Genomic DNA, 23,035 nt, shown 5'->3' on the forward strand with positions numbered 1-23,035 from the left:
GTGCTTTCAAGGCATGCTTGTGCGGCTCAGATGACGGGCGCGGCGGATCACATGCGCGGCGGCGGCCGCGAGAAGGAGAAAGACGGAGCCGGGTTCCGGCACCACGGCCGTCTGAAGGCTGAACGAAGGCGGGATCACACCGAAGCCGCCGTCACTCTGAATCCCGTTCACGCCGCCGATGATCGCCGCGTCCGCATCCGCGAGCTGCCAGTCATACGAGCCAAGCGTGTCGCTCGGGTCCGGGATCAGCCATGGGCTGCTGGAGTTGCTGAGGAAGTCAGAGTCCGACACCAGCGCCCACTCGCTGGTCGGCACGATGACCTTGGAGTTGTAGGCCCACAGATAAACTTTTTCATCCAGCGCGAACACGTCCGCAGGATTTGCATCCAGGGAGTCGGAGTGGCCCAGCGTGTCATGCACCACCGTGGCGGTGAAAAATTGGTCCAGCACGTTCCAGCCCTCCGGGTCGCCGTCATTGGGATCCAGCGGGGTGGGGTCAAACGTGCGGTCAAAGACCTTCCAATTAGCCTCCCAGAGATCGACATTCTGATATGTCGGGAGAAAACTGCCGAAGGTGCCGATCTCGAAGGAATAGGTACCGTCCAGAGGCTGGCCGTTGCTGTCATAGAGCAGGTCATTGAACGCGCTGTACCAGAAGACGGTGCTGGCGCTGGCGGAGCCGCACATCCAGACCAGCGCCAGAAATCCGGCGCGGAATGCAGTGAAAATGGAGAGCGATTTCATGGGGAGCGTGTTTGGGGGTCTCAGTCAGGCGCGAACTCGCAAGCTGAGCGCGTGAGTAGCTCTCACGTCTCATAAATCATGCTTATTATAATTATAATAACAAACAAGCGCAGAAACAAGCCGCTTTTGAGAAATAGTATTCATCTCCAAAATATCGGCTACCCCGAGTTTTCCACCCTTCTCGGCTCACTTTCGGTCTTCCCAGCCCAGCATCGCCCGTTTTCGTTCCCAGCCCCAGCGATACTGCCCCATCACGCCCGTTTCCCGGATCACCCGATGGCACGGGATTAAAAAAGCCAGCGGATTGCTCCCCACGGCGGTTCCCACCGCCCGCGCTGCTCCCGGACGGCCAATCGCCGCCGCGAGATGGCCGTAACTCACCACTGCACCCTGCGGCACCTTCATCAGAGCACGCCAGACCCGCAGTTGGAACGGCGTCCCCCGAACCAGCGCCTTCAAATTCACGTTTGCGCCGTTTTGAAACATCTGGGCGGTGATTGCCCGCGCCATGCCGTCATTTCGTTTCAGCTTCGCAAACGGCCAGGCGCGCTGAAGTTCACTGAGCCCCTCGTTTTCGACAAACGCCAGATGGCAGACGCCGCGTGGCCCGTTCCCGACACAGCACCGTCCGAACGGCGTCTCCGAAATGCCCGCGTCAATCGTCCAGCCCGCACCACCCGCTTTGATCTCCCCCGGAGTCGCGGCCTCCAGCGTCACGCACAGGTCATGCAAACGCCCAGGCGACGACAAACCCGTGTTCAATGCCGCGTCCAGCACGCTCTCACCTCTTCGCAGTCGTTCCCGCGCATGCTCCGCCGTCAGGCATTGCAGAAAGTCCTTCGGCGTCACTCCCGCCCATCGAGAAAACAAGCGATGAAAATGAGCCGCGCTCAAACCCGCCACCGCCGCCAGTTCATCCAGGCCCGGCTGCTCCAGTTGATGCGCGTCCAGATAGCGGATCACCTCCGCCACACGTTCATAATCATTCATGTGCTGAATGTGTCGTGCGGAAGCCTTGCATCCACCCGGTTCTTGCGGTGATCACACCGCCTCGAAAAACAGCGTAAACTCATGCCGGTTGTAGGTCAGGTGCGTTTGCGCAAACAGGCGCAGACCTGCGGCCGCGGCGATGCCAACGATGAAACGGAACAGCGAGCACGGCTCCTCCACGTTTTCGATCCGCGGCACTTTGAGCGTGAAGACGATGAGGCCGCCCTTCTTCGAAAAGCGCGAGAGGCGGGTCACTTGCTCGATGGATTCCTCTGGCGGGCCGTTCATGTCGCAAAGCAGCGCGTCGTAGGTTGTTCCGGCCTTGGGTTGAAAAACAGCCACATCAGCGAGCACAAATTTCAATCCGGGACGGCCATCGAGGCGTTTGTCGAGCGGCGCACGATCAATCGCCGTCACACGCTGCTTGCGTGCGAGCAGTTCGGAGGTCATGCCACCGGGACACGCGCCGAGTTCGAGCCAATGAGCGCCCTCGGGCATCGGCGAGCGGTGCAGCAGCAGGTAATGCAGCGCCTCCGCGATCTTCGCGCCCGCACGGCTGATCGTGTCCGGCGAGTCCTGGTCAATAAACTTGCTGCCACCGGGATACAATCCGTTGCTCGCACGCGGACTCTGCATGCCGCAGAACAATCCCTCCTTGCCCACGAGGCAGAATAACGTCTCCGCCGTCGCGTCCTGTTCTTCCACCGTGTTCGCAGGCAGCTTCGGGAACAATTGCAGCACACGTCCGCGCAGGTTCGAGGCGAGACCCTTGTAATACTTGTCGGGCGATGCCGGGTTTAGCGTTCCGATGAAAATCCCCTGCGGTTTTCGCTCGCCAAACTTTTTCAGCAGCGTCTGCGCCGCCTTTTCGATGAAACCGTCCATCTTTTGCGGATTGCACGGCCAGGTGTGGTCCATCGGGAGGTTCCACCGCGCGAACTTCGCCGCGTCAGAGTGCTGGATGAGCTGCGGCGTCGTGGTCTTGATCAAATAAAAGTCCATTCCCAGTCGCGTGCCCGTCTCCGCGCCAAAACGCCGCAGAATTTCCGGCGCGATCCCGGCAAAAATCTCCGGGATGCGCACCACCCAGGGCTGGGGTGTCGGTTGGGCGTTGTCACTCATGTGCTCACGCACTCGTCTGGTCCCGGCCTGTGCGCAAGCAGGTGTGAAATGCGCTTGCGACTTCGCGTGGCTCGTTACCCTCCGCGCCCCGCATGTCCGTCAAGCTCCGCCTCAACACCGCCACCGTCACCAACGTCGTCCTCGCCAAGGTCGGCAATCCTCAGCGCGAAGAGCCGCTGCAAACCTCCCGCGAAGTCTTCAAAGTCGCCGAGGAGGACCAGGAAAACCTCACAGCGCTCTTCATTAAGCCCTTCAAAGCCTGCATCGCCCACCGTTTCACGCACCACACCTCGCTGAAGCAGCATGAGGTGAACAACTGCGCCAAGGCCATTTTTGCCGATGAAGACAATCTGCTCGCCAAGGGCGTCGAAATCGCCCAGCGGCTCTATGCCAAGTCGAATCACCCGAATATCAAAGCTGGCGACCTTTGCATCGCCATGCTCAGGGAAGTCCACATTGAGGGCGAACTCGTGAACGGCCTCTGCATCCTGAAAAGCGACAGCGTGGTGCCCTTCCTCACCATCACCCCACGCAACGGCGATCTCCAGCTCAGCACCGAGCACGGCATCAATCCCGACAAGATCGACAAAGGCTGCCTCATCCTCGATCACTGGGCTGAAAAAGGCTACTACGTCCTCACCTTCGACCGCAGCGGCAGTGACTCCCGCTTCTGGGTGCGCGAATTCCTCGGCGTCGAGGCCGTGCCCGACGCCGCCTTCCTCACCAACGCCTACGCGAAGATGGCCGTCTCCTTCTTGGAGGAACAAAAGGCCGCCGATGACGACACACCGCCCTGGGAGACCGCCAACGCCGCCAAAGACGCGCTCGATTACTTCGAGGAGCGCGAAAAGTTCGAACTCCAGGAATTCGAGCAGGAAGTGCTCAAATCGCCCGAAACCATCGCGCAGTTCAACGAACACCGTGCCCGCATCGAGGAGGAGCAGGGGCAGCCGCTGGAAACCTCATTCGAAATCTCCAAGAAAGACCTCACCAAGGCCAAAAAACGCATCGCCGCCGTCCTCAAACTCGACACGGGGGTCGAAATCCACATCAAGCCCGGCGTTTCCGATGCTGATCCACAACTCGAGCGCGGCTACGACGACAAGAAGGGCATGAAATTTGTGAAGGTGTATTACAACAAGGACATCAACGCGAGCTGAGCCGCCATCACGGTGGAGATGCGGCCCGGGGAAAACCAGTTGCCAGCACTCCCCCGGCTGCTAACGCTGAAAACTCCAACTATGATCGTCGCCCCCAAAATCCGTGGATTCATCTGCACCACCGCGCATCCCGTCGGCTGTGCGAAGCATGTCGCTGACCAGATCGCCGTCGTGAAAAGCCGCGGTCCCATCGCCAACGGGCCGAAGAAGGTGCTCGTTGTCGGCTCCTCCACCGGTTACGGCCTCTCCTCCCGCATCGCGGCGGCGTTTGGCTGCGGTGCCGCGACCATCGGGGTGTTCTTTGAGAAGCCCGGCGAGGCCGATCGCTGCGGCACCGCCGGCTGGTACAATTCTGCCGCGTTTGAAAAGGAGGCCAAGGCCGCCGGCTTGTATGCGCGTTCGTTCAACGGTGACGCATTCTCCGACGCAATGAAGGCGGAGATCATCGAGGCGATCAAAAAAGATCTGGGGCAGGTCGATTGCGTCATTTACAGCCTCGCTTCACCCCGCCGCACGCATCCGAAGACGGGCGAGGTGTTCAAATCCGTTCTCAAGCCGACCGGCGGCGCGTCCTACACGAACAAGAACCTCAACACCGGCACCGGCGTGGTCAATGAAGTGACCATCGAGCCTGCGAATGACGACGAGATCGCGCAGACAGTCGCCGTGATGGGCGGCGAGGACTGGGAGATGTGGATCGACGCGCTGCAAGGCGCAGGAGTGCTGGCGAACGGTGTGCAAACCGTCGCTTACAGCTACATCGGGCCTGAAGTGACCTGGCCGATCTACAAGAACGGCACCATTGGCCGTGCCAAGGAAGACCTCGAACGTGTGCAGCGTGTGCTAGATGGCAAACTCGCTGCGATCGGTGGCAAAGCCTGGGTCTCGGTAAACAAGGCCCTTGTCACGCAGGCCAGCTCGGCGATTCCTGTGGTGCCGCTTTACATTTCGCTGCTCTACAAGGTGATGAAGGCGGAAGGGACGCACGAAGACTGCATCGAACAGATGGACCGTTTGTTCCGTGAGCGCCTCTACAACGGCAATCCGCAGCCGGATGAGGCTGGACGCATCCGCGTCGATGACTGGGAGATGGCGCCCAAGGTGCAGCAGCTCGTCGATGCGCGCTGGAAGGAAGTGAACACGGAAAATTTCCCGCAGCTTGGCGATTTCGAAGGCTATCAGACCAGTTTCCTGCGCCTGTTCGGCTTCGGTCTCGCCGGAGTCGATTACAACGCGGATGTCGATGTCAGCATCGGCGTGCCGTCGTTGGCGTGATCAATGCGCGCGTTTGCGCGTGAGCATGATTTCGTTGCCCTCGGTGTCCACGCACATCGCAAGATGCGGCGGCTCGCCGTTTTCGGGCTGCGGTTCACGCGTGAGCTGACCGCCAGCTGCTACGATTTCGCGCGCGCCTTCGATCACATCGGGCACCTGGAAGCTCAGGCCGGTCCAGGTGCGATTGCCTTCGCCGCCGCCGTGGATGCCGATGATGCCGTCGCAGATGGATACCTCGCTGATGATGTCGTTCTGCTTGAGAATCGTGCCGCCAAAGACCTGCGCGTAGAAATTCACGGCGCGGTTCATGTCCGCGGCCCAGATGACGTATTTGAGTCGTTCTACTTTCATGTGCCTCGTCTGTGCCACAGTTCAGACGAGGACGACAGCGAATCCTCGGTTCAACTTGCCCCGCTGCCGCGAAGGACAGCGGGCAGGGTCTGAACGAGGATTTTCAAATCGAGGAGCAGCGACCAGTTGTCGATGTATTTGAGGTCGAGCGCGACCCATTCCTCGAAGTTCTTGATGCCGTTGCGACCGGTGACCTGCCACAGGCAGGTGAGGCCGGGCTTCACGCTCAATCGGCGGCGCTGCGCATGCTTTTCGATGCGCTGGATTTCATAAACGGGCAGGGGACGCGGGCCGACGAGGCTCATCTCGCCGCGCAGCACGTTGATGAGCTGCGGCAGCTCGTCGATGCTGGTGCGGCGCAGCCAGCGGCCGAAGGCGAAGATGCGCGGATCGTTGGTGATTTTGAAAACGGGGCCGTTCATCTCGTTGTGAGCCTCCAGCTCGGCTCGTCTGGCCTCCGCATCGGTGTGCATGGTGCGGAACTTCCACATCACAAACGGACGTCCGTAATGCCCGGCGCGCTCCTGCTTGAAGAAAATCGGTCCGCGTGAGCCGAGGCGGATGCCGATGATGGCCACCAGCCAGAGCGGCAGCGAGAGCAGCAGCAGGATGAGCGCTCCAACGCGATCGACAATGCCTTTGAACAGCAATTCCCACGAAGCCTGCGGCGTGGAGTGAAACACGAGCATCAGCCGGCCGCCCAGCACGTCGAAGGTGGGACGCGCGATCGCGGTCTGGAAGAAATCCGCGGCGATCCAGGCCTCGACGCCTTCGGTCTCGCAGGCCTGCACGGCTTCCTCGATCTTGCTGAAATGCACATGCTGCGCGGCAAAGAGCACACGGCTGATGGAGTGCTCATGCAACGCCGCCACTAGGTCGGACACAGGCCGCTGCATGATGTCGATACGGTCTACCACTTCGACTTCGGCGCGCTGCTCCACGGTCATGTTGGCTAGAAAGGTTTCGATGTCCTCCTGGCCGCCGGCGATGATCACGCGTTCGCGTCCTTTGCCTGAGACCATCTGCTTGCGCAGCATTTCACGCTGCCAGGCCTCCCGCAGCAGGAGCGAGAGCGCGCCCAGCGCCACAGAGAAAATGACCACCGCGCGGCTCTCCACCGACCATTTGAAGAAAACCATGCAGAAGGCCACGAACATGCCAATGATGACCAGCGCCTCCAAAAGCTGGCGGATGGAGCGTCCCGGTGTCTTGTTGACGAGGTTCGAGTAAAAGCCCCGCGCCTCCAGAACGATCGGCGTGAAAGGCGCGACGACGGCGATCACCCAGTAAAATTTTTCCAGCGGCGGAATCTCGGCCACGTCCGGGACGAACACCGGCACCAGGCGTGAACGCAGAAAATGCCCAAACCACAGGCAGAACGCCAAAAGCGCGCTGTCGAGCAGTTCGGTGAGCTGCAAATTGATTTCTTGCTTCCGGCCCAGCATAATGGCGAGGAAATAACTAAAATTTATTCAGAATTGTTAAAATTATAGTCCACCTAGCCAATGGCTCAACTCGTTTCCTCGAAAAATTTGCTCATGTCCTCCCGCCCGCTGGCGGTGGGGGTCATTTCCGATGTGGCAGCCTTGGATCACTTTTGCGCCCTCGATGCCCCGGCAAGGGCCGCACTTTGTGACGTGGCGGAAATCCGGCTCGATTTGTTGAAGCTCCCGGCGGCTGATTTGCGCTCGAAACTGGCCGGAAACACGCTGCCGCTGCTCCTGACCGCCCGCCATCCGGCGGAGGGCGGGCAGGCCCCCGAGGATCCTGCGGCCAGGGGGGCGATGATCGAGCCGCTGCTTGATCTCGCGGCCCTCATCGACCTTGAATTGCGCAGCGCCATGCCGATGCAGGGCACGATCCAAAAGGCGCGTGCCGCCGGGGTGCCGGTGATCGGCTCGTTTCATGATTTCCAGGCCACACCGGCTGACGATGTGCTGCTGGGCGCGGTGAATTTCGGCCAGCAGGCCGGCCTCGACGCGGTGAAGATCGCCACCTACCTCAACAGCCAGGAGGATCTCATCCGGCTGATGAAACTGGCCGGTGGCACTCATCGTCTGCGGCTGTCCGTGATGGGCATGGGGCCGTGGGGGCGTGTTTCGCGTCTCGTGCTGGCAAAAAGTGGCAGTTTGTTGAATTACGGCTTCATTGGCAGCTCGAATGCTCCCGGCCAGTGGCCTGCGGCCCGTTTGAAAGAACTGCTTTCCGAACTTTGAGATGATCACGCGCCTCTTTTCAAAACTTTGTTTCCCATTTCTGCTTTCGGTGGTTTGCGCCGCGACCCTGACCGGATGCATCGACGAAAAACGGGAGAAGGAGCTGCAATGGCGCGAGGAGGAGGCCGAGGCCAAAATGGCCGCCGCCTCAAAAATTCAGCGGGAAGTCGTCGCCGAACGCCAGCGCATCGAGCAGGACAAGGCCCAGCTCGTCGCGCGTGAGAGCGCCGTGCAGGAACTGAAAAAGCGGCTCGAAACCGAACTGGCGGAAGAGGCCGAGAAACTCAGGAAAGTCCGCCGCGAGATCGAGATCAAAAACCTCCGCGGCGCGATCCCGCAGATCAGCGCCGGTCGCTGCATCATCATCGACCCGGAGACGGATGACGTCTTGTTTGAAAAGAACCCTGACGTCAAAGGCGCCATCGCCAGCACCACGAAGATCATGACCGCCCTGCTTGTCGTCGAGAACGGAGATCTGGACAAGATTGTCACCGTGGAGTTGAGCGACACGCAGTGCGCGCCCGTGCGCATCGGTTTGAAGGTGGGGGAAACCTACACTCGCCGCCAGCTTCTCACCGCGATGATGGTGAAAAGCTCGAACGACATCGCGCAGGCGCTCGCACGGGACAATGCCGGCAGCGTGGCCGCCTTCGCCGCGAAGATGAACGAGCGCGCGAAAGCGCTTGGCCTGCAAAACACCTTCTTTGTCAATCCGCATGGCCTGCCCTCGACTACCGATGAGGATCCTTTTAGCACCGCCCGCGATCTCGCCTTCATCGCGAAGGCCGCGGACAAGCAGCCGGAGCTCCGCAAGATCGTGAAGCTGCAAAGCTACAAGTTCACAAGGCCGGACGGCAAGTCCATCGACCTCTCCAACACCAACCGCGTGCTGCGCACGGCCAGCTACTGCGACGGCATGAAAACCGGCTTCACCGAGGCCGCTGGCTATTGCCTCGTCGCCACCGGCGAGCGTAACGGCCGCCGCCGCATCGTCGTCGTGCTGAATGACACCAGCGAAGGCGTCTGGCGTGACGCTCAGGCGCTGCTCGACTGGGCCCTGAAGGCCTGAGGCAACATCACGCTTGCCAGTTTCATGGCTCCCCGGCATCATCGCCGTCCCCGACCATGAAATCATTCGCACTCACCCTTGCCACGCTGTGCCTCGCCGCGGCCAGCCTTGCTGAAACCGCCAAAAATCTCGCCATCAGCCCGCAGCCGCGTGAGGGCGGCTGGGTGAAGCGTCACGAGTCCTTCAACGAAACTTCCAAGAAGGGCGAGGCGCAGTTGGTTTTCCTCGGCGACTCGATCACCCAAGGGTGGGAAGGCAATGGCAAGGATGTGTGGGCCAAAACTTGGGCGCCGCTCAAGGCCGCGAACTTCGGCATTGGCGGCGATCGCACCGAGCACGTGATCTGGCGCCTGCAAAACGGCAACTTTGACGGCCTCAAGCCGAAGCTGGTCGTCCTCATGATCGGCACGAACAACACCGGCCACCAGAACCGGCCCGCCAAGGAGCACGGTGGAGCGATTTACATCAGCACGGCGGAACAAACCGCCGAAGGCGTGAAGATGATCCTCGACATCCTCGGCAAAAAGCTGCCGGAGACCAAGGTGCTGCTGCTCGGCATCTTCCCGCGTGGCGCCACGAAGGATGACAAGATGCGCCAGCAGAACGTCGCCACGAACAACCTCATCTCCGGCTTCGCCGACGGCAAACGCGTCCACTACATGGACATCGGCAACACCTTCCTCCAGCCCGACGGCACGCTGCCAAAGGAAATCATGCCCGACCTGCTTCACCTCAACGCCAAAGGCTACGAGATGTGGGCCAACGCCATCGAAGGCAAGGTCAAGGAACTCATGAAGTAACCAAGGAGTGGGGACACCCTGTCCCCACACTTCAATTCAGCATCATCCCGGCCATGAAATTCATCCTCATCCCGCTTCTCTTCGCTGCCACGGCTAGTTTCGCCCAACTCGCAACGCAGGCCACGCCTGTGGACAAGATCAAGGTCGCCAAAGGCTTCAAAGTCGAGCTGCTCTACTCCGTGCCGAAGGAAACCGAAGGCTCGTGGGTGGCGATGACGCAGGATGACAAGGGCCGCATGATCTGCAGCGACCAATACGGCGCGCTCTACCGCATCACGCCGCCCGCCATCGGCGGAAGCCCCGGCGAGACGAAGATCGAGAAGCTGAGCATCGACTTTGGCCACTGCCAGGGCTTGCTTTATCATGCCGGGGCGCTCTACGGCGTGGTGAATAATGACGCGTATCAGGGCAGGGGACTTTACCGCTGCAAAGACACGAACGGCGATGATCAATTCGACTCCGTGGAGCTGCTGCGTGCCTTTCCTGGCAAGGCGGGCGAGCATGGGCCGCACGGCGTCATTGCCGCGCCGGATGGCAAGAGCCTCTACGTGATGTGCGGCAATCAAACGCCCGAACCGAGCTGCGAAACCAGCCGCGTGCCGCGCCACTGGGCCGAGGATCAATTGTTCCCGATGCTGCTCGGTCGCGGTTTCATGCGTGATGTGCTCGCACCTGGCGGCTGGCTGGCGAAGACCGATCTCGACGGCAAAAAGTGGGAGCTGATCAACACCGGCACGCGCAACACCTATGACATCGCCCTCAACCGCCACGGCGACATCTTCGGCTTCGACGCCGACATGGAATGGGACACCGGCATGCCGTGGTATCGCCCCACACGCGTCTGCTTCATGCAAAGCGGCGGCGAGTTCGGCTGGCGTACGTGTAGCAAGAAATGGCCCGTGCGCTGGGAGGACAGCCTGCCGCCCGTCGTGGACATCGGCCCCGGCTCACCCACCGGCGTCGCCTTCGGTTACGGAGCCAAATTCCCCGCGAAATACCAGGACGCGCTCTACATCTGCGACTGGAGCTACGGCAAGATGTATGCCGTGCACCTCAGCGCGAACGGCGCTGGCTACACCGGCACTGCGGAAGAGTTCATGAGCGCCTCCCCGCTGCCTCTGACGGACATCGAGATCTCGAAGAAGGATGGAGCCATGTATGTGAGCGTGGGTGGTCGCAAGGTGCAGTCAGGTTTGTATCGGGTGACTTACACGGGCGCGGAGAAGTCTGAAGCGTCAGACAAATCTGCCTCGTCCGACCTCGCGAAGACGCGTGAAGCCCTCGAAAAGCCCGGAGCCAGCGTCGAAGCCGCGTGGCCGCATCTGTCTTCTCCGGACCGAAACCTCCGTTTCGCCGCACGCATTGCCATCGAGCATCAGCCGGTGGCTTCGTGGAAGGATAAAGCCCTCAACGAAACCAATCCGCGTGCCGCTTTGACCGCGCTCATGGCGCTGGCACGCAGCAGTGCAGGCGACAAATCGCTGCAGAAGCCGATTCTCGACGCGCTGGGCAAGATCGACTTCAAATCGCTCAAGGGCCTCGATCGCAACACGCTGATTCGCGATCACATGCTCGTCTTCACGCGTCTGGGTGAGCCGGATGCGGCGACGAAGGCCAAACTGATCGAGAAGCTCAATCCTCTCTTCCCGACAAACGACACGGGCCTGAATCGCGACCTCGCGGAGGTGCTCGTCTATCTCGGCGACTCCGGCATTGTCGCGAAAGCGGCGCCGCTGGTGAACGAGTCACCCACACAGGAGGAACAGATCGACTACGCCCGCATCGTGCGCTTTGCGAAGACCGGCTGGACGAAGGAACTGCGCGCCGATTACTTCCGCTGGTTCCTGCGCGCCGCAAACTACAAGGGCGGTGCCTCGTTTGACCTCTTCATCGGCGAGATCAAAACCAACGCGCTCTCCACCATGAAGGAGGAGGAGAAGCTGGCCATCAAGGACGTGCTCGATGCCAAGCCGGAGGCCAAGGCCCCGAGTTTCACGGTGAAGCCGATGACGTTCGTCAAAGCGTGGACGCTGCCGGAGCTCGAAAAATCCCTCGGCGTCGGTCTGGAGGGCAATCGCAACTTCCAGAACGGCCGCAACATGTTCGGCGCGGCCACCTGCTTCGCCTGTCATCGTTTCAACAACGAAGGAGGAGCTGTCGGTCCTGATCTGACCTCCGTGGCGGGCAAATACAGTCCGCGCGACCTGCTGGAGCACATTCTCGAACCGAGCAAGGAGATCAGCGACCAGTACGGCAGCACCGTTTTCACCAAGAAGGACGGCACCCAGGTCATCGGACGCATCGCCAACATGAAGGAGAACATCATGATGGTCTGCACGAACATGATGGACCCGAACAACTTCACCAATGTCGATGCGCGTGATGTGGTGAAGACCGAGGAGAGCAAGATCAGCATGATGCCGCCCGGCCTGCTCTTCATGCTCAAGGAGGACGACATCCTCGACCTCATGGCCTACCTGCTCAGCAAAGGGAATCCGGACGACCCGATGTTTGTGAAGTAAACCACCCGTCAACAAAAAGCCCCGGTTGGTTGACAACCGGGGCTTTTCGAGAGTGGTTTTTCGAACTGGATGCGTCCGTTACTTGCCTTTCTTGGCAGTCTCGGCCTTTCGCGCGGCCCAGCGTGCCTTTTGAGCCGCGGCGATCTTCTTGCGGGCGGCGGCGGACATGGTGCGCTTCTTTTTCGCAGGCTTTCCAACGGCTGCGGGCGCGCTGCTGCCAAGAAGGGAGGCAAGCTCGGCTTGGATGGCTTCGATCTTTTCCTGGAGCGCTGCTGCGCGGCGGAGTTGGGAGGCGGATAGGTTCATGATAGTTGCAGTCGGGTGACTGTTTGTCCTGTGTATGAGTTAGCAGAGGGTGTCAATTGTCATTTACTCCCCGGAAGCATCCCATGGATACCTCAGACGGGTCTCTGGTAGATCGAATGGAACACCTGCGGTGAGTTCGGATCGATGATGGTGATGCCATCCTTGCCGAAGCGGGCGGTCACGGTCGCGCCCTTGCCTTCCTGCATGTATTTCCAGTTCAGATCCCGCACTCGGGCCGCGGCATCGACGATCGCGCAGGTGATGCGCGCCTCCTCGGCGGTCGGATAGAGTTCGGCGACGGCATCGCGGCTCTCTTTGGCAAACTTCACGCGGCAGATGGCGACGAGGCCGACGGTGAGACTATCGACGCCGTAGCCGATGTAGCCCTTGCTGCCGTCAGGGCGTGCGACTTCGCGCGTGAAGTGGTTGTTGCTCGTGCGGGAGCCGCCCCCCGCGTTCCACCAGCGGAAGCCGCGATACTGCTGGTCGCTTTCGACCTTGCCGTCCGCGCCGACGATTTCGTGGCCTTGGTTCACCGGACCTTCAAAGTCCGCAGGTGTGATCCAGTTGTTGTGGAAGTTGATCGACATGCCGTTGTCGAAGTCCACGCGCACCTGCACGGCGTCGAAGGCGTTGATGCCGTCGCGCACCAGCCGCTTCTTCTGCCCCACGGCAGTCAGGCTGACGGGCTTCGACTTGTAGTAGCTCCAGATCAGATCCGTCCAATGCGGGCCGACGTAGCTGAAGGGATCGCTGTCCTCCACCCACTTGAAGGTGCTGGTGCTGACTTCGAGCGGTTCTTCGAGATAAGCCGTGCCATAGAGCGGCGCGCCGATGCGGTTTTGGATGTCATCGCGAATGCGCAGGTGATCGGGGTCGTAGCGCTTGTGCATGTCCACGGCGACGATGAGGTTCTTTGCTTTCGCGGCGTCGATGATCTCGTCGGCCTCCTGGATCGAGAGGCACATCGGCTTCTCTGTCAAAACGTGAACGCCTTTCGACAGCGCCGCGAGGATCGGCTGTGTGTGCAGATGATCCGGGGTGGCGACGGCCATCACATCGAGATCGGGAAATGCGGTGAGGATGTCATTCCACGGCTCATCGCCGAAAAACGCCCGCGGCTCATGTCCGGTCATCTCCTTGAACGCCGCGGCGGCCTTCCTCGCTGATTTCTCGCTGCGGGTCGCCACGGCGACGAGATCAAACCTCACCGGTGCGAGTTCACGCGAGTATTTGTCCAGTCCGACGCGGGCGAGCTGGCCGGCGATGCCGAAACGCTGCAGGTCCGCGTAGGCGCGTGCATGCACATCTCCGCCGAACATGCCGGCACCGACGAGGGCGATCTTGAGGGTGGGTTCCATGGTGCGGGCATGGAACGCGGACGCCCGGTCTGCGCAAGCCGCCATGTTGATACCCGAATGTCGGATTCGCATGTTTTGGTGAGGGCGGCTGTGTTCCGCTTGCCGGGTTCGTGCTCGAAATGGCCTATGAGATATCTCCAGCTTACAGCAGGCCTTCTTGCGCTCGCTGTGTCAGCGTCAGGGGGGACGACGTTGCCAGCGAGCTTGAGCCTCATTTTAGTATATGGATGTGGACCACGACGCTTTGTTGTTGGTGCTGGAAATTGAGCGCGGTGCGGCTTCCCCCGAGTTCAAGGGCTCGGCGGCCGTGTGATCGCGAGCCTGCGGCGCGCATTGAGGACGAGTGAATGCAAGCTGCCTTAGCTCACGTGGAAGTGGAGCCATCAAGTCGTGCCGAAGCCATAGAACCGCGAGGATTTGCCGGATCTGGAGGGGATGTTTCCAGCCGTACTCGAATAAGTGATGAAGATTGGTCGCGAAAGAACGCAAAGATCACCAAAACCTGGGTTCTTTTTCGCTTTGCGATCTGTGCGTTCCCCCTCGGCTAAAATCAGATCGAGACTTAATCTTCGACAAATATGTGTGACAGCTATTTTCTCTTCCTCAAATGCTCCATCAGCGCTTTCACAGCCTTGCTCTGGAAGCGCTGGGCGTTCCACATCATCGCGACGGTGCGGCGGGGCTTTTCGCCGGTGAAGGAGCGATAGACGCGCTGTTCGCTGGTGTCGATTTTCCGCGCCATGTCCGGCACGATCGACACGCCGTGGTTGAGCGAGACGAGCTCCTGCACCGTGGCGAGCTGGCTGGTGCGCTCGACGGTGACGGGCTGCACGGCCTTGCGACGGCAAAAGGTGGCGATGTTGTCGGTGAGGCAGTGGGCTTCGTTGAGCATCACAAAGGGAAATGCCTCCACGGCGTCGATGGGCAGTGTTTTGGAGGTCGCCAAAGGATGGCCGACGGGCACGACGAGGAGCAGTTCTTCGTCAAAGAGTGCCTCGATCTCGAGATTCTTCGCCAGGAGCGGCAGCGCGAGGATGGCGAGGTCGATCTCGCCATGATGGCAGCGTTTGATGAGATTCTCCGTCGTGTCCTCCTGCACGATGACGGCGATGTCGGGATACTTTTTCGCGAAGCTGCTCAGCAAGCTCGGCAGAAAGTAAGGCGCGATGGTGGGGATCGCACCGAGGCGGATGCGTCCGCGGCGTCCGGCCTCGGAAAGCTCGGAAAAGGTGTCCTCCATGAGCTGCAGGATGTGTTTCGCCCGCTGGAGCAGCAGTTCGCCGAGCTCGGTGAGCACCACTTCGCGTGGTTTGCGCTCAAACAGCGGCTGGCCGAGTTGGTCCTCGAGTTTTTGGATCGCTCGACTCAGCGCGGATTGCGAGAGATGCAATTCTTCGGCGGCGCGGGTGAAGTTCTTTGTGCGGGCGAGCACCACGAACTGGTCGAGGAGTTGGAGGCTGAGGTCGTTGCGCATGGCGCAGACTAGCGATGCGCGGCGTGCATCGCAAGCATTCAGACAATGCATTGGATGCATCGCAGGATTTCCGGCAAGACATTGCCCATGCGGCCATCACCCAATCCCGCTGATCGAAACCACCAACCCCAACCTGACATCATGAAACACTCCAAAACCAAGGCCTTGCTTGCCGCACTGATGCTGACGCCGGTGGTGTCCGCCTCCGCGCAAGACAAGCAAGCCGCCAACGCCGACAAAGCCATGCAAGACCTCAGCAAATGCCCGGTCATGGGCGCTCCCGCCTCAGCCAGCCGTCACACCGCCGCCAGCGCCATGTCGAATCGCGACTGGTGGCCGAACCAGCTCAACCTCAGCATCCTTCATCAAAACTCGCCGAAGGGAAATCCGATGGGCGAAGCCTTCGACTACGTCGAGGAGTTCAAGAAGCTCGACTACGCCGCGCTGAAGAAGGATCTGGAGCAGCTCATGACCACCTCGCAGGACTGGTGGCCCGCCGATTACGGCAACTACGGCCCGTTCATGATTCGCATGGCCTGGCACAGCGCCGGAACGTATCGCGTGACCGATGGACGCGGCGGCGCGGGCTATGGCACGCAGCGTTTTGCCCCGCTGAATAGCTGGCCGGACAATGCGAACCTCGACAAGGCCCGCCGCCTGCTTTGGCCCATCAAGCAGAAGTATGGCAACAAGATCTCGTGGGCCGATCTCATGATACTCGCTGGCAATGTCGCGCTGGAGTCGATGGGCTTTCAGACACTCGGATTCGCCGGTGGGCGCGCCGATGTGTGGGAGCCGCAGGAGGACATCTACTGGGGACCGGAGAGCACCTGGCTCGGTGACAAGCGCTACAAGGACGAGCGTGCATTGGATAAACCGCTCGCCGCGGTGCAGATGGGCCTCATCTACGTGAATCCCGAAGGCCCGAATGGCAATCCTGACCCGCTCGCCGCCGCGAAGGACATTCGTGAAACCTTTGCCCGCATGGCGATGAATGACAAGGAAACCGTCGCGCTCATCGCCGGTGGTCACACCTTTGGCAAAGCGCACGGCGCAGGCGATGCGAAGAACGTCGGCCCCGAGCCCGAAGCCGCGCCGCTGGAGGAGCAGGGCCTCGGATGGAAGAACAAATGCGGCAAAGGCAATGGCGCTGACACCATCACCAGCGGCCTCGAAGGCGCGTGGACCAGCGCACCCGCCCGCTGGTCGCACATGTATCTCTCGAATCTCTACGCTTACGATTGGGAGCTGACCACCAGCCCCGCCGGAGCGAAGCAGTGGCGTCCAAAAAACGGCGCAGGCAAAGGCACCGTGCCTGATGCGCACGACAAGTCGAAGAGCCACGCGCCGATGATGTTCACCACCGACATCGCGCTGAAAACGGACCCCGCGTATGCCAAGATCACCAAACGCTTCCTGGAGAATCCGAAGGAGTTCGAGGACGCCTTTGCCAAAGCCTGGTTCAAGCTCACGCATCGCGACATGGGACCACTCGCCCGCTACCACGGCCCCGAAGTGCCCAAGCAGACCTTCGTCTGGCAGGACCCCGTGCCCGCTGTCGATCACGAACTCATCAACGAGCAGGACATCGCGAAGCTGAAGGCACAGATCCTCGATTCCGGCCTCAGCACCTCCGAACTCGTCGCCACCGCCTGGGCCTCCGCAGCCACCTTCCGCGGCAGCGACAAGCGCGGCGGAGCCAACGGTGCTCGCATCCGCCTCGCACCGATGAAGGACTGGGAGGTCAACAACCCCGCGCAACTCGCCAAAGTGCTCGCCGCTTTGGAAAAAGTGCAGAGCGACTTCAACAAGGGCGGCAAAAAGGTCTCGCTCGCCGATTTGATCGTGCTCGCTGGCAATGCCGCCATCGAAGCCGCCGCGAAGAAAGCCGGTCATGACGTGAAAGTGCCCTTCACCCCCGGCCGCACCGATGCCACGCAGGAGATGACCGATGTCGAATCCGTCGCCTTCCTCGAACCGAAGCAAGACGGCTTCCGCAACTACCTCGGCCACGAACTGGATCGCCCCGCGCCGGAGAATCTCGTCGATCGTGCTCAACTCCTCACGCTCACCGCGCCGGAGATGACCGTGCTCGTCGGCGGCCTGCGCGTGCTCGGCACGAACACCGGCCATCCCGACCTCGGCGTGCTCACGAAGAATCGAGGCGCATTGACGAACGACTTCTTCGTCCACCTGCTCGACATGGACACCGAGTGGAAGGTCTCGCCCCGCTGCGAGCACTTCTACGAAGGAACTGATCGCAAGAGCGGCCAGATGAAATGGATGGCCACCTCCGTCGATCTCGTCTTCGGCTCGAACTCCCAGCTCCGCGCCATCGCCGAGGTCTATGCCAGCGCCGACAACCAGACGAAGTGCGTCACCGACTTCGTTGCCGCCTGGACCAAGGTCATGCATTTGGACCGCTTCGATTTGAAGAAGTGATCCGAAACCCACCCCCCCAAGCCCCGCTCCGGCATCCGCTGGAGCGGGGTTTTTGGCAATGTGGTGCAGCACCCTGCACTGCTTCGTTCGCTCCTGCAGACTCCACCTCGCTCACCCGCCAAAAACCATTTGCCTCGCCACACTGTATGCGTATAAACTCATATAGTTGAATAAAACACCGCCATGACTCCGAACCGACTCTTCATCCTCATCGCCGCGCTGGCAGCGATGCTGGCAGGTTTGCAGATGAGCCGGCAAGGCTGTCCGGCCTGCGTGCTGCTGCCGAAGAGCCCGGAGGAGGTTCGGGCCGCTCAAACAAATTCCACCACCCCAAAACCATGAAACTCGAAAACGCCATCCGCGCCCTCGCGGGCACCATGATCCTTACCAGCCTCACGCTGGCACACTACGTGAGTCCGAACTGGCTGTGGCTCACCGCCTTTGTCGGCGCAAACTTGCTGCAATCCGCCTTCACTGGCTTTTGTCCGGCGGAGACGGTGCTCAAAAAGCTCGGCGTCGGTTGTGATGCGGGCACTCCTGCCTGCAAAGCGTAACCTGCGGGCAGGAGTGCCCGCATCACTTTCTCCAGAACATGAAACTCTTCTCACGACTCCTCCCCGTCCTCGTGCTGGCCGCTTGTGGTCGGCATGAGCCCCCCCCCGCTCCAGTTCCTGCCTTGCCCAACGTGACCGTGAAGGCCGAGGCGGCGAAATGGAGCCCCCACACGGCAGTGGAGGAGGTCGTGGGCACGGTGCGCTCGAAAAAACGCGCCATGGTCGAGGCGAAGGTCAGCGGTCGCGTGCTCGACTACATCGCCACGCCGGGTGCGATGGTGAAAGCGGGCGATTTGCTGGCGCGGCTCGATGTGCAGGAGATCCAGGCGAAGGTCGATCAGGCCCGTGCGATGCTCGATCAGGCGAAACGCGACTTTGATCGTCAAAAGCAGCTCATCGCAAGCAATGCGACCACGCGGCAGGAATTCGATGCGGCGGATGCTCGCGTGAAAATAGGCACCGGAGCGGTCAGCGAGGCCGAAACGATACTCAGCTACGCCAAAGTCACCGCGCCCTTCGATGGCGTGGTCACGCGCAAGCTGGCGGATGTGGGCGATCTCGCCATGCCGGGCAAGCCGTTGCTCGAAATCGAGGCACCGACCTCGCTGCGCTTTGAGGCCGATCTGCCGGAGGCGATTTTGGATCGCGTGAAGCTCGGTGAAAAGATGCCGGTGCGTCTTGCGAAGGTCATCGAGGGCACGGTGACCGAAATCTCGCCGGTGGCTGATCCGGTGAGCCGCACGTTTTTGGTGAAGCTCGATCTTCCGGCGACGGAGGGCCTGCGCACGGGGCAGTTTGGCCGCGTGTCCGTGCCGGTGGCGGAGACGAAGCTGCTGCTGGTGACGCAAAGCGCCGTTTTGAAGCGTGGGCAGATGGAGATCGTGTTTGTGGCGAAGGATGGAAAAGCCGCGCTGCGGCTCGTGAAGACTGGCAAGGTGCTCGACGGCCGTGTCGAGGTGCTGTCCGGCATCGAGGAAGGTGAACAGGTCATCGTGAGCGACATCGCGCGTCTCGCCGATGGCCAACCCGTGACCGTGCAGCCATGAGCGAGTCCAAAAGTACAGTAGCCATCTCGCTCCCGCGAGATGAGCACAGCGTTTCCGCCAACAGTAGCGGTTCTCAAACTTCGCCTGCGGCAGGTGCTGGCGAGAGCCCTCAGCTCATCTCGACGGAGCGAGATGGCCACTTTGCTTCGCATCTAGGAATCGCTGGGAGAATTGCCGCTGCTTTCATCGATTCAAAGCTGACGCCGCTGGTCGTCATCGCGTCCGTTTTGCTCGGCGCGGCGGCGATTGTGCTGCTGCCGCGCGAGGAGGAGCCGCAGATCAAGGTGCCGATGATCGATGTGATGGTCGCCATGCCAGGATCGACCGCGAAGGAGATCGAGGAGCGTGCCACGCGGCCGATGGAGAAGCTTTTATGGGAGGTGCCCGGCGTGGAGTACCTCTACAGCACCTCACGCCACAGCGAGAGCCTCGTCATCGTGCGTTTCAAAGTGGGCGAAGATCCCGAGCGCAGCCTGGTGAAGATCACCGAGAAGCTGCGCTCGAACTTTGACCGCATGCCGATGGGCGTCTCGATGCCGATCATCAAGCCGAAGAGCATCGACGACGTGCCCATCCTCGCGCTCACCTTTCACAGCGCCCGCTATGATCATCTCACGCTGCGCCGATTGGCCGCGCAGGTGGATGAATCGATCAAACAGGTGCCGCTGGTGGCGGAGACGACCTTGCTCGGCGGATCGCGTCGCGCGGTGCGTGTGATGCTCGATCCTGTGAAGCTCGCCAGCCGCAATCTGAGTCCCGCGGGCCTCGTGCCGATGCTGCAGCAGTCGAATCGCCAATTTCGCGCCGGTGGCCTCACCACGGGCAATGACGAGGTGCTCGTCGAAACCGGCGCTTTCCTCAAAACGGCCGAAGAAGTCGGCAATGTGGTCATCGGTGTCTTCAGTGGTCGTCCGGTGTATCTGCGCGAGGTCGCCGACATCGTCGATGGAGGCGAAGAGCCGACGCAGTATGTGTTTCATGGTCATGGTGTAGGCGCAAACGCCAGTTTGCGGGAGGCCGAATCCCGCGTTCTGGCGAACGCGCCTACGGGAGACGAGCCTGCGGTGACACTCAGCATCGCCAAACGTCCCGGCGCGAACGCGATCAGCGTGGCGGATGAAGTGCTGCACAAGGTCGAGCTGCTCAAGGGCAGCGTCATTCCAGCGGATGTAGCCGTGAGCATCACGCGCAACTATGGCGAGACCGCGGCGGAGAAGTCGAACGAGTTGCTGCTGCACATGGGCATTGCAGTGTTCAGCGTGGCGATCCTCATCTGGTTCACGCTCGGTTGGCGGGAGAGTGGCATCGTCGCCGTGGCGATACCGGCCACGCTGGCGCTCACGTTGCTCATTTTCTACCTCTATGGCTTCACGCTGAACCGCATCACGCTCTTCGCGCTGATCTTCAGCATCGGCATCCTCGTCGATGATGCCATCGTGGTGGTGGAGAACATCGTGCGGCACTTTCATCTGCCGCAAAACAAAGGACGTAGTTGGAGCACCATCGCCGTCGAGGCCGTGGGTGAGGTGGGGAATCCCACCATCCTCGCCACCTTCGCCGTGATCGCCGCCGTGCTGCCGATGGCCTTCGTCGGCGGCCTCATGGGCCCCTACATGCGCCCGATCCCGATCGGTGCCAGCGCGGCGATGTTTTGGTCGTTGTTGATCGCGTTCATTGTGACGCCGTGGGCATCGATTCGGATTTTGGGCTGGTTTCGTCGGACGGGGCAGACGAGTCCGACTGGTCCGACGGATGCGCATGGCAACACGGATGACTTCTTCACGCGCCTCTACCGCCGCATCATGGGGCCGCTCATTCATCACACAGGCTGGCGCTGGGTCTTCCTGATCGGCATCACGGTGCTGCTGCTCGGCAGCATGGGCACCGTCGGCATCGGCTGGGTGAAGGTGAAGATGCTGCCCTTCGACAACAAGAGCGAGTTCCAGGTGATCCTGAACATGCCGGAAGGCTCTTCTTTGGAAAAAACAGCCGCGGTGGCCCGCGAGATGGCCGCGGCGATCCGCACCGAGCCGGAGGTCACGGATTATCAGGTGTATGCCGGCGTCGCCTCGCCCTACAACTTCAACGGGCTCGTGCGGCACTACTTCATGCGCCGCGGCGCCAACGTGGCGGACATCCAGGTCAATCTCGTGAACAAGCATGAGCGCAAGGCGCAGAGCCACGACATCGCCAAACGCGTGCGTCCTGCCGTGGCGGCCATCGCGGAGCGTTACGGTGCCCGCGTGGCCATCGCCGAGGTGCCGCCAGGGCCGCCGGTGCTGCAAACGCTCGTCGCGGAGATTTACGGACCCGATGACGAGTCGCGGTTGAAGCTCGCCGAGAAGGTCAAAACGATCTTCAAGGCCACTCCGGGCGTCGTCGATGTCGATTGGTACATCGAGGCCGATCAGAAGAAGGCCCGCTTCATCATCGACAAGGAAAAAGCCGCGCTGCACGGCATCAGCGCCGCCACCATCTCGCAGACGCTCAAGATCGCTGTGGATGGTGAAAGCGTCGATTTGCTGCATCAGCCTGCCGAGAAGGAAGACGTGAACATCCGCCTCGAACTGCCACGCAGTGCCAAAACCACGCCCGAGGAGCTTTTGGCCCTCCGCGTGCGTTCCGGCGATGCCAATGCACTGCCCGAACCCGGTTCCAGCGGCTCGCCACTCGTGCCGCTGCGTGAGCTGGTGAAGGTCGAGCACGTCACCGTCGAAAAAAGCCGCTATCACAAGAACCTCATGCCCGTGACCTACGTCATCGGCGATGTCGCCGGCGTGGTCGAAAGCCCTGTGTATGCCATCTTCCAGATGAATGAGGCGCTCAAGAAGCTCGACACGCGCGAGTTCGGAGGCAGCGGCGCGGCATTGAAGATCCTCAACGCCTCGATGCCCTTCAGCGACGAAGAGCCGTCGATGAAGTGGGACGGCGAGTGGCACATCACCATCGAGGTCTTTCGTGATCTCGGCGCAGCCTTCGGCGCGTGTTTGATCCTCATCTACGTGCTCATGGTCGGCTGGTTCCGCAGCTTCATCACGCCAGCGATTGTGATGATAGCCATCCCGTTCTCGCTGGTGGGCATTTTGCCCGCGCACGGGCTGCTCGATGCCTTCTTCACCGCCACGAGCATGATCGGCTTCATGGCCGGCGGCGGCATCGTGGTGCGCAACTCGATCATCCTCGTCGATTTCATCGAACTGCGCATCCGCGAGGGCATGCCGCTGAGCGAGGCCGTGATCGACGCCGGCGCCGTTCGCTTCCGCCCGATGCTGCTCACCGCGATGGCCGTCGTCGTCGGAGCCGCCGTCATCCTCGCCGATCCCATCTTCCAAGGTCTCGCTATCGCATTAATGGCAGGTGAAATCGCAAGCCTGTTCATCAGCCGCATGGCCGTGCCGGTGTTGTATTTCATGGCGAACAAGCATTCACATCCATGATCCGCTACCTGCTTCCCATCGCCATCGGAGCCGCGCTGGGCTCTGTCATGGGCTACTTCGGCCAGTGCAGCACGGGCACCTGCCCGCTCACCTCGACGTGGTGGCGAGGAGCCTTGTATGGCGCGTTTCTCGGGCTGCTGTTTGCCTCGAGTTCGCGTGGGTGAAG

General features: G+C 61.1%; 20 protein-coding genes. 12 read left to right on the forward strand and 8 right to left on the reverse strand.

Going from position 1 to position 23,035, the window contains the following annotated elements; translation table 11 throughout:
- Positions 1-6 precede the first annotated feature (6 nt).
- From ACILSE_RS06140 to ACILSE_RS06150, 3 genes are all read right to left on the reverse strand, one after another.
- Entirely contained in the window at positions 7-744 is a 738-nt protein-coding gene (locus tag ACILSE_RS06140; RefSeq protein WP_395716487.1) for a PEP-CTERM sorting domain-containing protein, read from the reverse strand.
- A 186-nt stretch (positions 745-930) separates the two neighbouring features.
- A complete protein-coding gene (locus ACILSE_RS06145; protein ID WP_395716488.1) occupies positions 931-1,734 on the reverse strand; it encodes a methylated-DNA--[protein]-cysteine S-methyltransferase in 804 nt (267 codons plus the stop codon).
- Between the two features lie 51 nt (positions 1,735-1,785).
- Complete coding sequence (locus tag ACILSE_RS06150; RefSeq protein WP_395716489.1) at positions 1,786-2,856, reverse strand: SAM-dependent methyltransferase; 1,071 nt, start codon at positions 2,854-2,856, stop codon at positions 1,786-1,788.
- Between the two features lie 92 nt (positions 2,857-2,948).
- Here ACILSE_RS06150 and ACILSE_RS06155 point away from each other — a divergent pair, with 92 nt between their 5' ends.
- Together ACILSE_RS06155 and fabV are read left to right on the forward strand one after the other, a co-directional pair.
- Positions 2,949-4,016 (forward strand): nucleoid-associated protein, encoded by a 1,068-nt coding sequence (locus ACILSE_RS06155; RefSeq protein WP_395716490.1) that lies wholly within the window; start codon positions 2,949-2,951, stop codon positions 4,014-4,016.
- An 81-nt stretch (positions 4,017-4,097) separates the two neighbouring features.
- The gene (gene fabV, locus ACILSE_RS06160) at positions 4,098-5,291 is read left to right on the forward strand and encodes an enoyl-ACP reductase FabV (protein WP_395716491.1); all 1,194 of its coding nucleotides are present in this window, start codon (positions 4,098-4,100) and stop codon (positions 5,289-5,291) included.
- On the opposite strand, the gene ACILSE_RS06165 is transcribed toward fabV, so the two are convergent.
- Both ACILSE_RS06165 and ACILSE_RS06170 read right to left on the reverse strand, forming a co-directional pair.
- The gene (locus tag ACILSE_RS06165) at positions 5,292-5,642 is read right to left on the reverse strand and encodes a VOC family protein (protein ID WP_395716492.1); all 351 of its coding nucleotides are present in this window, start codon (positions 5,640-5,642) and stop codon (positions 5,292-5,294) included. It lies immediately after the preceding gene.
- A 50-nt stretch (positions 5,643-5,692) separates the two neighbouring features.
- The gene (locus tag ACILSE_RS06170) at positions 5,693-7,087 is read right to left on the reverse strand and encodes a sugar transferase (RefSeq protein ID WP_395716493.1); all 1,395 of its coding nucleotides are present in this window, start codon (positions 7,085-7,087) and stop codon (positions 5,693-5,695) included.
- Positions 7,088-7,180: 93 nt separating this feature from the next.
- Between ACILSE_RS06170 and ACILSE_RS06175 the strand changes: the two genes are divergently transcribed.
- From ACILSE_RS06175 to ACILSE_RS06190, 4 genes are read left to right on the forward strand one after another with little or no spacing between them, the layout of a single operon-like run.
- Positions 7,181-7,858, forward strand: coding sequence for a type I 3-dehydroquinate dehydratase (locus tag ACILSE_RS06175; RefSeq protein WP_395716494.1), 678 nt, complete (start codon positions 7,181-7,183; stop codon positions 7,856-7,858).
- A 1-nt stretch (position 7,859) separates the two neighbouring features.
- Positions 7,860-8,927, forward strand: coding sequence for a D-alanyl-D-alanine carboxypeptidase family protein (locus tag ACILSE_RS06180; RefSeq protein WP_395716495.1), 1,068 nt, complete (start codon positions 7,860-7,862; stop codon positions 8,925-8,927).
- Between the two features lie 56 nt (positions 8,928-8,983).
- Positions 8,984-9,727, forward strand: coding sequence for a platelet-activating factor acetylhydrolase IB subunit (locus ACILSE_RS06185; RefSeq protein ID WP_395716496.1), 744 nt, complete (start codon positions 8,984-8,986; stop codon positions 9,725-9,727).
- 53 nt (positions 9,728-9,780) lie between these two features.
- A complete protein-coding gene (locus ACILSE_RS06190; protein ID WP_395716497.1) occupies positions 9,781-12,249 on the forward strand; it encodes a c-type cytochrome in 2,469 nt (822 codons plus the stop codon).
- A gap of 78 nt (positions 12,250-12,327) precedes the next feature.
- On the opposite strand, the gene ACILSE_RS06195 is transcribed toward ACILSE_RS06190, so the two are convergent.
- The 3 genes from ACILSE_RS06195 to ACILSE_RS06205 all read right to left on the reverse strand — a co-directional run bounded on the left by ACILSE_RS06195 (position 12,328) and on the right by ACILSE_RS06205 (position 15,390).
- On the reverse strand, positions 12,328-12,555 hold the full coding sequence (locus ACILSE_RS06195; protein ID WP_395716498.1) for a hypothetical protein: 228 nt from the start codon (positions 12,553-12,555) through the stop codon (positions 12,328-12,330).
- 92 nt (positions 12,556-12,647) lie between these two features.
- Complete coding sequence (locus ACILSE_RS06200; protein WP_395716499.1) at positions 12,648-13,916, reverse strand: Gfo/Idh/MocA family protein; 1,269 nt, start codon at positions 13,914-13,916, stop codon at positions 12,648-12,650.
- A 589-nt stretch (positions 13,917-14,505) separates the two neighbouring features.
- Entirely contained in the window at positions 14,506-15,390 is an 885-nt protein-coding gene (locus ACILSE_RS06205) for a LysR family transcriptional regulator (protein ID WP_395716500.1), read from the reverse strand.
- Between the two features lie 141 nt (positions 15,391-15,531).
- Here ACILSE_RS06205 and katG point away from each other — a divergent pair, with 141 nt between their 5' ends.
- The 6 genes from katG to ACILSE_RS06235 all read left to right on the forward strand — a co-directional run bounded on the left by katG (position 15,532) and on the right by ACILSE_RS06235 (position 23,033).
- A complete protein-coding gene (gene katG / locus ACILSE_RS06210; RefSeq protein WP_395716501.1) occupies positions 15,532-17,832 on the forward strand; it encodes a catalase/peroxidase HPI in 2,301 nt (766 codons plus the stop codon).
- A gap of 183 nt (positions 17,833-18,015) precedes the next feature.
- Positions 18,016-18,174, forward strand: a complete 159-nt coding sequence (locus tag ACILSE_RS06215) for a hypothetical protein (RefSeq protein ID WP_395716502.1) — start codon at positions 18,016-18,018, stop codon at positions 18,172-18,174.
- Positions 18,171-18,386: a DUF2892 domain-containing protein gene (locus ACILSE_RS06220; RefSeq protein ID WP_395716503.1), complete on the forward strand. Its 216-nt coding sequence runs from the start codon at positions 18,171-18,173 to the stop codon at positions 18,384-18,386. The genes ACILSE_RS06215 and ACILSE_RS06220 overlap by 4 nt, the downstream gene beginning before the upstream one ends.
- 38 nt (positions 18,387-18,424) lie before the next feature.
- The gene (locus ACILSE_RS06225; RefSeq protein WP_395716504.1) at positions 18,425-19,432 is read left to right on the forward strand and encodes an efflux RND transporter periplasmic adaptor subunit; all 1,008 of its coding nucleotides are present in this window, start codon (positions 18,425-18,427) and stop codon (positions 19,430-19,432) included.
- Positions 19,429-22,869, forward strand: a complete 3,441-nt coding sequence (locus ACILSE_RS06230) for an efflux RND transporter permease subunit (protein ID WP_395716505.1) — start codon at positions 19,429-19,431, stop codon at positions 22,867-22,869. The genes ACILSE_RS06225 and ACILSE_RS06230 overlap by 4 nt, the downstream gene beginning before the upstream one ends.
- Positions 22,866-23,033, forward strand: a complete 168-nt coding sequence (locus tag ACILSE_RS06235) for a DUF6132 family protein (RefSeq protein WP_395716506.1) — start codon at positions 22,866-22,868, stop codon at positions 23,031-23,033. Before ACILSE_RS06230 ends, ACILSE_RS06235 begins: the two co-directional genes overlap by 4 nt.
- The last annotated feature ends 2 nt before the right edge of the window (positions 23,034-23,035 follow it).

The sequence above is a fragment of the Prosthecobacter sp. genome (assembly GCF_044236155.1).
Lineage (GTDB): Bacteria > Verrucomicrobiota > Verrucomicrobiia > Verrucomicrobiales > Verrucomicrobiaceae > Prosthecobacter.